Raw genomic sequence first — 10,163 nt, 5'->3', positions numbered from 1 at the left:
GAGCGGGGAGGAGGGAGGGAGTCGACATGGGTCTCGTTTTCGTCACAGTCCGGCGTGGCGCACGTCACACTGTCAACAGACGCAACAGTAACAACATGGGTCAGCCGAGGAACACCCCGTTCGAGGGTGAGAGGTCAGCATCGATGCTCGCACCGGGCCGGCCCGCTCCTCGGGAGCCCGCTCCGGCGACTCCCTGAGGGTCCGTCGAGGTAGCGCGACACGCCCAAGCGGATCGTTCGGCGGGCTCGATTTGGCAAGAGGGCCGACCGTCCGTATGCTTGTCCATCGGTAGCGCGATGCACTGCTTGCGGCCCCATCGTTTAGTGGCCTAGGACACCGCCCTTTCACGGCGGCAGCACGGGTTCGAATCCCGTTGGGGTCACTCCTCACCGGGGGACAGCAAGCAGAACAGAACGACACCGAAGCAAGACCAGCAACACAAGCAATTCCATATGGCCCTGTAGCGCAGTTGGTTAGCGTGCCGCCCTGTCACGGCGGAGGTCGCGGGTTCAAGTCCCGTCAGGGTCGCCACGGCTGGGTAGCTCAGTTGGTAGAGCGTTCGACTGAAAATCGAAAGGTCCGCGGATCGACGCCGCGTCCAGCCACAGTGAAGAGCCCCCTACTTCGGTAGGGGGCTCTTTTGCGTTGCGCGCGCAGGCGAACTGCCTCGGCGGTCGCAGCCGGCCGGGAGGCTCGTCCCGGCCGGGCAGCGCGGTCTACGCCTCGCGGGTCTTCGGGCTGCTGTCGTTCGTCTTCGCCGGGTCGCGCTCGACGACGGCACCGAGGGCGTCGTCGATGCGGGACATCAGCTCGGCCGGGATCTGCACCCCGGCAGCGCCGGCGTTGTCGTGCACCTGCTCCGGACGCGAGGCTCCGATGATCGCCGACGCCACGTTCTCGTTCTGCAGCACCCATGCCACGGCGAGCTGCGCCATCGACAGGCTGAGCTCGTCCGCGACCGGCTTGAGCTCCTGCACGGCGGTGAGCACCTGGTCGTTCATGAAGCGCTCGATCATCTTCGCGCCGCCCTTGTCATCGGTCGCGCGGGAGCCCTCGGGCAGCGGCTGACCGGGCTGGTACTTCCCTGTCAGGACGCCCTGGGCGATCGGGGACCAGACGATCTGCGAGATGCCGAGTTCCTTCGAGGTGGGGACGACTTCCTCCTCGATGACCCGCCAGAGCGCGGAGTACTGCGGCTGGTTCGAGATGAGCTGGAAGCCCAGGTCCTTCGCCAGCGCGGCACCGGCACGGAGCTGGTCGGCGGTCCACTCGGAGACGCCGACGTACAGGACCTTGCCCTGACGGACGATGTCGGCGAACGCCTGCATGGTCTCTTCGAGCGGGGTCTCGTGGTCGAAGCGGTGCGCCTGGTACAGGTCGACGTAGTCGGTCTGCAGGCGGCCGAGCGAGCCGTCGATCGACTCGAGGATGTGCTTCCGCGAGAGCCCGGTGTCGTTGTGGCCCTTGGGACCGGTCGGGCCGAAGACCTTCGTCGCGATCTCGAGCGACTGGCGACGCTCGCCCTTCAGCGCTTCGCCGAGGACCGTCTCGGCGCCGGTGTTCGCGTACACGTCGGCGGTGTCGAACGTCGAGATGCCGACCTCGAGGGCGGCCTTGACGCAGGCGATCGCCGCGTCGTTCTCGACCTGGGAGGCGTGGGTGAGCCAGTTGCCGTAGGTGATCTCGGAGACCTTGAGGCCCGAGTTGCCGAGGTAGCGGTACTCCATGTGTCTGTCACTCCTGTCGCGGCCGCGTCGATGCGGCACCGCTCGCGACGCTAGTCCTGCGGTCAGTACCGCCGATCCAGCAGGAACCGTTCCGAGAACGACGTGACCCCGGCGATGTGGCCGTGGCCAGTGATCGTTCCGGGGTCTTCTCGACGATCGTGCCTGGGCACGGACGCCCGAAGCGAGCTCGTCGAGCGGGCGCGGTGCGCCACCGGTGACGGGACGCGGCCGCGACGGTGCAGGATCGCAAGAGGCGCGGTGCGCGGACGCACCGCCGGGAGCAAGGGAGCATCCATGACCGGACCGAGCGTGCTGTTCATCGGCGGGAGCGGCATCATCAGTGCCGCCTGCGTGCGCGAGGCGGTGGACCAGGGCTTCGCCGTCTCGGTGCTGAACCGGGGCACGACGGAGAAGCGGACCCTACCGGATGCGGTGACGCGCCTCCAGGCCGACGTGGCGGACCGGGACGCGCTGGCGGCGGCGATCGGCGACCGCACCTTCGACGTCGTCATCGACTTCGTCGCGTTCACCCCGGACCAGGTGCAGGCCGACATCGACTTCTTCACCGGCAAGACCCGGCAGTACGTGTTCATCAGCTCGGCTTCGGCGTACCAGACCCCGCCGACGCACCTGCCGGTGACCGAGTCGACGCCGCTGAAGAACCCGTACTGGCAGTACTCGCGGGACAAGATCGCGTGCGAGGACCTGCTGGTCGCCGCGTACCGGCAGGACGACTTCCCGATGACGATCATCCGGCCGTCGCACACCTACGACGAGACCCTGCTGCCGTTCGACGGCGGGTGGACGGTCGTCGCGCGGATGCGTGCGGGCAAGCCGGTCGTCGTGCCGGGCGACGGGACCTCGCTGTGGACGATCACGCACGCGAGGGACTTCGCGGTCGCGTTCGTCGGGGTGCTCGACCGGGCCGAGGCGATCGGCGAGGCGTTCCACATCACCGGCCAGGAGTCGCCGACGTGGGACCGCATCCACCAGGAGGTCGCCGCCGCCGCGGGAGCGCCGGAGCCGCAGATCGTGCACGTGCCAGCGGACGCGATCATGGCCGCGGACCCGGAGTGGGGCGCCGGCGTGGTCGGCGACAAGGCGAACAGCATGGTGTTCGACAACAGCAAGGTCCGGACGCTCGTGCCCGGGTGGGCGGCGCGCACGTCGTTCCGCGAGGGCGCGCGCGAGCTGGTCGCCTGGTACGACGCGCACCCGGAGGCGCAGGTCGTCGACGAGGAGAAGGACGCCCTCATGGACCGGCTGGCCGAGGCGTACGCGCCGGGTCGCGTCTAGCGCGCGGACTGTCGGACGGGAGGCGCGTGGCGGAGCCGTCCTGCGCCTCCCGTCCGCCCGCCCCGCGCCCCGCGCCCCTGCCCCGCCGCGCCGCGGTGCCGCCGGGAGGGGCACAACAGGAACCGGTCCGAACCACGGGAGTTCGTGGTTCGGACCGGTTCCGGTTGTGCGTGGGCGGCTCGCGCCGGCGGCCGCGCGACCGACGGGCGGCTAGGCCACGTCGCGGAGGACCGCGCCGAGTGCCTGCATCGCGGTGGCGATCTCCTCGTCGGTGACGACGAGCGGCGGCGCGAAGCGGATCGTGGACCCGTGCGTGTCCTTCACGAGGACGCCTCGGGCGGCCAGCTCCTTCGCGACCAGCTTGCCGGTGCCGAGCGCCGGGTCGATGTCGATCCCGGCCCAGAGCCCGGCGACGCGGTGTGCGACGACGCCCTGGCCGATGAGCTCGTCGAGGAACCCGCGCAGCACCGGTTCGCCGTCGAGCGCCCGCTGCTGGAACGTGCCCTCGGCGAGCATCGCGACGACCTCGGTGCCGACGGCGGCTGCGAGCGGGTTGCCGCCGAAGGTCGAGCCGTGCTCCCCCGGCCGCAGCACCCCGAGCACGTCGGCCCGGCCGACCACCGCGGACACCGGAACGATCCCGCCGCCCAGGGCCTTGCCGAGCGTGATCAGGTCCGGCGTCACGTCCACGCGCTGGACCGCGAGGGTGTGGCCGGTGCGTCCGAGGCCCGACTGGATCTCGTCGGCGATGAACAGCGCGCCGAACTCGTCGCAGACCTCGCGGACCGCGGGCAGGTAGTCGGCCGGCGGGATGACGACGCCGCCCTCACCCTGGATCGGCTCGAGCAGCACGGCGACGACGGTCTCGTCCATCGCCTCCCGGAGTGCCGCCGCGTCCCCGTACGGGACGGTGCGGAACCCGGGCGTGTACGGCCCGAAGTCGTTCCGCGCGTCGGGGTCGTCCGAGAACGAGATGATCGTCGTCGTGCGGCCGTGGAAGTTCCCGCTCGCGACGATGACCGTGGCCTGCCCCTGCGGCACGCCCTTGGCGCGGTAGCCCCAGGCGCGGGCGACCTTGATCGCGGACTCGACCGCCTCGGCGCCGGTGTTCATCGGCAGCATCATCTCGGTGCCGGTGAGCGCGGTGAGCCCCTCGGCGAACGGGCCGAGCCGGTCGGTGACGAACGCACGGCTCGTCAGCGTCACCCGGTCGAGCTGGTCACGGGCCGCGGTCAGGAGGCGCGGGTTGCCGTGCCCGAAGTTGACCGCCGAGTAGGCGGCGAGCCCGTCCAGGTAGGTGCGGCCGTCGACGTCCGTGACCGTCGCACCGTGGCCGGACGCGATGACGACCGGCAGCGGGCTGTAGTTGTGCGCGAGGGCACGGTCCTCGACGGCGAGCGCCGCCACGGTCGCCGGCCCGGGGGTGCGTCCGGTGTCCGTGGGCATCAGGACCGTGCCACGGAGGTACCGGTGCCGATCGGGTGCAGGTCGAGCGTGCAGCACTTCACACCGCCGCCGCCGAGGAGCAGCTCGGACAGGTCGACGCCGATCGGGTTGTAGCCCTTCTCGCGGAGCTGCGAGGCGAACGTGGTGGCACGCGCGGCGATCACGACGTTGTACCCGTCGGAGTAGGAGTTCAGGCCGAGGATGGCGGCGTCCTCCTCGGTCGCGATGATCGCGTCCGGGAAGCGCTCGCGCAGGATCGCCAGGGACGGCTCGTCGAAGGCGCTCTCGAGGTACGCGATGTTGGAGCGGCCGGACGCGTCCGGCACCGGGTCGAGCGCCGCGATGGCCGTGTCCAGGTGGTAGAAGCTCGGGTTGACGAGCTTGAGCGTGACGACCTCCCGGCCGTACACGCGGGCGAGCTCCTCGTGCGAGGTGCTGTCCGAACGGAAGCCGGTGCCGGCGTAGATCGTGTCGCCGATGAGCAGGAAGTCGCCCTCGCCCTCGTTCGTCTCCTCGGGCTCGGCGACGGTCAGGCCGGCCTGACGGAACCAGTCCATGTAGGCCGGGCCCTCGGGCTGACGCTCGGGGTACTGGAACTTCGCACCGTAGGCGACACCGTCGAGCACGAAGCCGCCGTTGGCCGCGTAGACCATGTCCGGCAGGCCCTCGATCGGTGCGATCTGGTGGATCTCGAAGCCGAGCTGCTCGTAGACGTCGACCAGGCTCTGCCACTGGGCGACGGCCTTCGCGGTGTCGGTCGGCTCCTCCGGGTGCATCCAGGGGTTGATCCGGTAGCTGACCGTGTAGTGGGTCGGCTTGCACATCAGGACGGTGCGGTGCGTGGCCGTACGCTGCGGGGCGGCGGCAGTGGGCTGGGGTGCGGTGTTCGACACGAGGTCCTCCAGGACCGGGGCCCGAGCCTGCCAGGAACCACCACGGTGAGAGCTCCGACGAGATGCAGGCTCACTCGCCGGAGGCGGACCAGGTCGACGCCTGCCCTGATCCTTGCACAGGAGGGCCGTTCGATGGCACGGCTCGACACGCACATTTCATGCGTCCCGCCGCATCCGCTCGCAACGACCCCGCGTAGGATGCGGACAATGGATTCGCTCGACCACCGCATCCTCGACCAGCTCCGGGAGAACGCCCGCGCCGGCTACGGCGACATGGGCTCGGTCGTCGGGCTCTCCGCCTCCGCCGTGAAGCGCCGCGTCGACCGGCTCGTCGCCGACGGCGTGATCCAGGGCTTCACGATCAAGGTGGACCCCGCCGTGGACGACCGTGGCACCGAGGCCTGGGTCGAGCTCTACTGCCGCGGCACAGTCTCCCCCGACGAACTGCGCACCCTGCTCGACGCAGTGCCCGAGGTCGTCGACGCCGGCACCGTCACGGGCAGTGCCGACGCCGTGGTGCACATGCGCTCACGGGACCTGCCGGCCCTCGAAGAAGCACTGGACCGCGTCCGCCTCGCCCCGCAGGTCGACCACACCCGCTCTGCGATCGTGCTGTCGAAGCTCGTCAGCCGCGGTTCCGACTGACCCCCCTCCCGCGAAACGCAACGTGGGCGTCATCTCGCAGCGGTATCCCCTTGCGCGCAGTCGCCCGGGTTGCGTTTCGCGGGAGGGTAGGGTCGCGTCCATGGGACGTGGGACGGCAGCCGGGAGGCTCGGCGTGCCTCCCGGGTCGGTCACCGCCCGGCGGATGGTCGCCGCTGCGACCGTCGCTTACGTCGTCAACTGCCTGTGGGGCACCGCCGTCGCGCTGCGCCTGATCCGCACCCGACGGCTGCGGGTGGTCCACCACGGGCTGTTCGTGGCGACCGCCGTGCTCACCGGAGCGGCCGCGACGACACCGCTGTGGACACGGTCCCGCGCGGCGCTGTTCCTGCTGCCGGCGCTCGTCCCGCTGGCGCTCGCTCCACGCACCAACCCACGGGGCGGAGCACACTGGAGAGTCGCGGTCGCCGCAGCGCCGTCCTACCTGGGGGCGGTCCTGGCGCGGCAATGACCGCATGCCGCCGTACCGGGAGGACAGCAGTGGAACTCATCGAGGCCATCCGGCGCCGACGCACCACCAACGGGGCGTTCCTGCCGGACCCGGTGTCCGAGGAGCACCAGCGCCTGCTGGTGGAACTGGCCGGGCGGGCGCCGTCGCAGCTGAACAGCCAGCCGTGGCGGTTCGTCCTCGTCGAGGAGCGCGACACGATCGACCGGATCGCGGACATCAGCGGCAGCGCGATGACGACGACCATGTCCCGGGGCACGTTCTTCGAGCGGTACCGGCCGTACTTCCGGTTCTCGCAGGCCGAGATGGACGAGCGTCGCGACGGCATGCTGTTCGACAAGCTGCCGAAGCCGCTCCGTCCGTTCACGAACCAGGTGTTCACGAAGCGGGGGCAGTTCCTGATGAACGCCCTCCGGGTCCCGCAGACCCTGGGTGAGGAGAACCGGAAGCTCGTCGCCGGGTCGCCGCTGCTGCTCGGGGTGATGCTCGACCGGGCCGAGTACCGGAAGGAGGCCCGCAACGCCTTCTACTCCGTGTTCAGCATGGGAGCGGCGATGGAGAACATCTGGCTGGCGACCACCGAGCTCGGCCTCGGGATCCAGTTCGTGTCGTTCCCGATGGAGATCGAGGAGTCCTGGAACCAGGTCGAACAGCTGCTCGAGGTCCCGCCGGAGCTGGAACTCATGGCCGTGTACCGGATCGGGTACACCCCGCCCGAGCGCCGCCGACCCGCGATCGACTGGGTGTCGAACGAGCGGAAGCGGCCCTCGCAGTACGTGTTCCGCGGCACGTGCGCGACGCCGCAGCAGGGCTGGGACGACCAGCCGGTGGTGGGGTCGGGCCCGACGGGGCAGGGCACAGCGGGGCAGGGCACAGCGGGGCCGAGCACGATGGACCGGACCACGACGACGGACGGGACCACCTGATGACCGCGACGCTGCCCGACGGGGGAGCGCCCAGCCTCTCCCTGCGAGCTCGGCTGGCACGCCGCTCCGCAAGCTCCGCAAGCTCCGCAACGCGCCAGAACCGGCCCGTAGGGGCCCAGGCCGTGACGCCGACCGCACCCGCCCTGCCGGGGCGACCCTGGATCGAGCAGGCCTGGCGCGACGTCGTCTTCGTGCACTGGCGCGTGGACGTCTCCGCGGTGGCGCCGCTGCTGCCGTCGGGCACCCGACCCGACACGATCGCACCGGACGGCACCGACGACGGGGTGACGACGTGGGTGGGCCTCATCGCGTTCAGCTTCGAGGACACCCGGTTCCCGCCGTTCGGGCCGCTCGGACGGACGGGCCGTGTCGGCGACTTCCTCGAGGTCAACGTCCGCGTCTACACGCGCGACGACGCGGGGCGCCGCGGGGTCGTGTTCCTGTCGCTCGACGCGGGGAAGTTCCTGCCCGCCGCGGCAGCGCGCGTCGTCACCGGCACGCCGTACCACTGGGCGCGGGTCGCCCGTCGGCAGCACGGGGACCGGACCGCGTACGCCGTGCACCGGCACGGATCGCGTCTGCGGTCCCTCCTGGAGGTGGAGGTCGGCGAGCCCATCTCCGAGCCGACCGCGCTCGAGTCGTTCCTCACTGCGCGGTGGGGCATGCACGTGGGGCGTGCCGGGCGGACGTCGTGGTGGCCGAACGAGCACGACCCGTGGGTGATGCACCGAGCCTCGCTCACCCGGCTGCGCGACGACCTGATCGGGGCGGCGGGGCTCCCGGTGTCGCTGACCGAACTCGAACCGGACTCGGTGCTGTACTCCCCCGGGGTCGTGACGCGGTTCGCCGGTCCGCGCGCCTGAGCGACGCCGGGCCCGGACGCCGGGCCCGGACTTCGGGAACGGACCTCGGGCCGGGCCCGCGCCCAGGTCCCGGCCTGCCCGCCCCGGGCCGACGCCCCGCGCCGGGGGACAGCGGCTGACCGCAGTGCCGCAGGGGCCCCGCGTACAAAGGGCTGCATGACTCGAGTGGCTGTGGTGACCGGTGGATCGGCTGGACTGGGACGGGCGACGGTCCGGGAGCTCGCCGCACGCGGCTGGGACGTCGCCGTCCTGGCACGCGGTGCGGACGGGGTGGACGCGGCCGTCGCCGAGGTCGAAGCGGCGGGCCGACGCGGTCTGGCCCTCGTCGCGGACGTGTCCGACCGCCAGGCCGTCGAGGACGCCGCCGACCGCGTCGAGGCCGAACTCGGCCCGATCGACCTGTGGGTGAACGGCGTCATGGTCGGGGTGTTCGGCAAGTTCCTCGACACCGCGCCCGAGGACTTCGAACGGGCACTCGACGTCACCTACCTCGGCTTCGTGAACGGCACCCGTGCTGCCCTCAGCCGCATGGTGCCCCGCAACTCCGGACACGTGATCCAGGTCGGTTCGGCCCTGGGTTCGCGTGGCATCCCGTTGCAGGCGGCGTACTGCGGGGCGAAGCACGCGATCGTCGGGTTCACCGAGTCCGTCGTGTCCGAGCTGATCGAGCAGGGCAGCGACGTGCAGGTCAGCCGGGTCGACATGCCCGCCCTCAACACCATCCAGTTCAACTGGGTGAAGTCGACGCTCCCGCACCACGCGCAACCCGTCGCCCCGATCTACCAGCCCGAGGTCGGTGCCCGCGCCATCGCCACCACCGCCGAACGCCCTCGCCGCCGCACCTGGGTCGGCGAGTCGACCGTGTACACGATCCTCGCCAACCGCATCAGCGGTCGGTTCGCCGACTGGTACGCCGCGAAGACCCTGGTCAGCGGTCAGCAGACCGAGGAGAAGGACGGCGAGGAACTCCCGTCGAACCTGTACGAGCCCGTGCCCGGTGACCACGGCGCGCACGGGGTGTTCGACGAGCAGGCGCACGAGTGGTCGCCACAGACGTGGTGGGTGGAACACCGCCGACTCGGCAACGGGATCGTCGGCGCAGCCCTCGGCGTCGCGGGACTCGCGGTCGCCACGGCAGCCGGACGCCGCCGATGAGCCGCGCGGGCCTCGGCGGCCGCCTCGGTACCCGTGGGCAGCGGGCGCTCGCGGTCGAGCTCCTGCGTGCCGGCATCGGCATCACCCACCTGCTCGGCGCCCGCCGCGCCCTCGGGCGTCCGGCCGTGCTGGGTCGGGTCCTCGGTGTCCGTCAGCTCGGCCAGGCCGGACTCGTCCTGCGCGCGGGGACGGCCGACGCCCACACCGTCAGTGCGGTGGTCGACGCCACACACGGCGTGACGATGGTCCCGCTCGCCCTGATCGATCGGCAGTCCCGGCGGTTCGCCGTCCGACAGCTCTGGATCGCGACGCTCCTCACCGTGCTCGAGGTCGCCCTCGTCGGTCGCGGGCAGCGCTGACCGGCAGCACCCCCGGACGCAGGACGCCCCCGCAGACCTGATGGTCGGCGGGGGCGTACCCGCGTGCTGCTACTCGACTTCGGAGGCCGGGTCCTCGGCCTCGACGCCGGTCTCGTCGAGACGGTCGCGCAGGTGGTCGGCCATCACGCCGGCACCTTCGTCACCGTGGTCGTGCTGGACCTGCTGCACGAGACCGTGCAGCTTCTCATCGTTCGTCGCGTCGGTCGCACCGTCCATGATCGGCTCGGACTGGACGCCGTTGTCACGCTCTTCTGCACTCATGGCACGAACGCTACGCCGCGCCGGGCAGCGGCTCACGGGCGCACCCCAGGTCGTGCCGGGGACGGACGGGAGGCCCGGATCACGCCGGCGGTTCGCCGGACGTGG

At 71.3% G+C, this 10,163-nt stretch carries 11 protein-coding genes and 3 tRNA genes; 10 read left to right on the top strand and 4 right to left on the bottom strand.

What is annotated here, in order from left to right:
- The first annotated feature begins 309 nt into the window (after positions 1-309).
- From DEJ25_RS02880 to DEJ25_RS02870, 3 genes are all read left to right on the top strand, one after another.
- Positions 310-382: transfer RNA gene (locus DEJ25_RS02880), tRNA-Glu, on the top strand.
- A gap of 72 nt (positions 383-454) precedes the next feature.
- Positions 455-531: transfer RNA gene (locus DEJ25_RS02875), tRNA-Asp, on the top strand.
- Between the two features lies 1 nt (position 532).
- Positions 533-605: transfer RNA gene (locus DEJ25_RS02870), tRNA-Phe, on the top strand.
- A gap of 111 nt (positions 606-716) precedes the next feature.
- On the opposite strand, the gene DEJ25_RS02865 is transcribed toward DEJ25_RS02870, so the two are convergent.
- Positions 717-1,727 (bottom strand): aldo/keto reductase family protein, encoded by a 1,011-nt coding sequence (locus DEJ25_RS02865; protein ID WP_110905248.1) that lies wholly within the window; start codon positions 1,725-1,727, stop codon positions 717-719.
- A 294-nt stretch (positions 1,728-2,021) separates the two neighbouring features.
- On the opposite strand from DEJ25_RS02865, the gene DEJ25_RS02860 reads away from it, so the two are divergent.
- The gene (locus DEJ25_RS02860; RefSeq protein WP_111043729.1) at positions 2,022-3,023 is read left to right on the top strand and encodes an SDR family oxidoreductase; all 1,002 of its coding nucleotides are present in this window, start codon (positions 2,022-2,024) and stop codon (positions 3,021-3,023) included.
- 210 nt (positions 3,024-3,233) lie between these two features.
- Here DEJ25_RS02860 and rocD read toward each other — a convergent pair whose 3' ends face one another.
- Positions 3,234-4,469, bottom strand: a complete 1,236-nt coding sequence (gene rocD / locus DEJ25_RS02855; RefSeq protein ID WP_111043691.1) for an ornithine--oxo-acid transaminase — start codon at positions 4,467-4,469, stop codon at positions 3,234-3,236.
- A complete protein-coding gene (gene ddaH / locus DEJ25_RS02850) occupies positions 4,469-5,362 on the bottom strand; it encodes a dimethylargininase (protein WP_220033152.1) in 894 nt (297 codons plus the stop codon). Before ddaH ends, rocD begins: the two co-directional genes overlap by 1 nt.
- Positions 5,363-5,569: 207 nt before the next feature.
- Here ddaH and DEJ25_RS02845 point away from each other — a divergent pair, with 207 nt between their 5' ends.
- The 6 genes from DEJ25_RS02845 to DEJ25_RS02820 all read left to right on the top strand — a co-directional run bounded on the left by DEJ25_RS02845 (position 5,570) and on the right by DEJ25_RS02820 (position 9,776).
- Entirely contained in the window at positions 5,570-6,007 is a 438-nt protein-coding gene (locus tag DEJ25_RS02845) for an Lrp/AsnC family transcriptional regulator (RefSeq protein ID WP_110905250.1), read from the top strand.
- A 100-nt stretch (positions 6,008-6,107) separates the two neighbouring features.
- Positions 6,108-6,476, top strand: coding sequence for a hypothetical protein (locus DEJ25_RS02840; protein WP_258366397.1), 369 nt, complete (start codon positions 6,108-6,110; stop codon positions 6,474-6,476).
- A 29-nt stretch (positions 6,477-6,505) separates the two neighbouring features.
- Complete coding sequence (locus DEJ25_RS02835) at positions 6,506-7,399, top strand: nitroreductase family protein (RefSeq protein ID WP_111043690.1); 894 nt, start codon at positions 6,506-6,508, stop codon at positions 7,397-7,399.
- Positions 7,400-7,521: 122 nt separating this feature from the next.
- Complete coding sequence (locus DEJ25_RS02830) at positions 7,522-8,262, top strand: YqjF family protein (RefSeq protein WP_258366396.1); 741 nt, start codon at positions 7,522-7,524, stop codon at positions 8,260-8,262.
- 156 nt (positions 8,263-8,418) lie between these two features.
- Positions 8,419-9,417, top strand: coding sequence for an SDR family oxidoreductase (locus tag DEJ25_RS02825; RefSeq protein ID WP_110905137.1), 999 nt, complete (start codon positions 8,419-8,421; stop codon positions 9,415-9,417).
- Positions 9,414-9,776: a hypothetical protein gene (locus DEJ25_RS02820; RefSeq protein ID WP_111043688.1), complete on the top strand. Its 363-nt coding sequence runs from the start codon at positions 9,414-9,416 to the stop codon at positions 9,774-9,776. The genes DEJ25_RS02825 and DEJ25_RS02820 overlap by 4 nt, the downstream gene beginning before the upstream one ends.
- Before the next feature lie 69 nt (positions 9,777-9,845).
- Here DEJ25_RS02820 and DEJ25_RS02815 read toward each other — a convergent pair whose 3' ends face one another.
- Positions 9,846-10,058 (bottom strand): hypothetical protein, encoded by a 213-nt coding sequence (locus tag DEJ25_RS02815; RefSeq protein WP_110905139.1) that lies wholly within the window; start codon positions 10,056-10,058, stop codon positions 9,846-9,848.
- Positions 10,059-10,163 lie beyond the last annotated feature (105 nt).

Source organism: Curtobacterium sp. MCPF17_011, assembly GCF_003234145.1.
GTDB lineage: Bacteria > Actinomycetota > Actinomycetes > Actinomycetales > Microbacteriaceae > Curtobacterium.
Note: the sequence above shows the minus strand (reverse complement) of the source record. Positions and strands in the feature narration are given on the sequence as shown.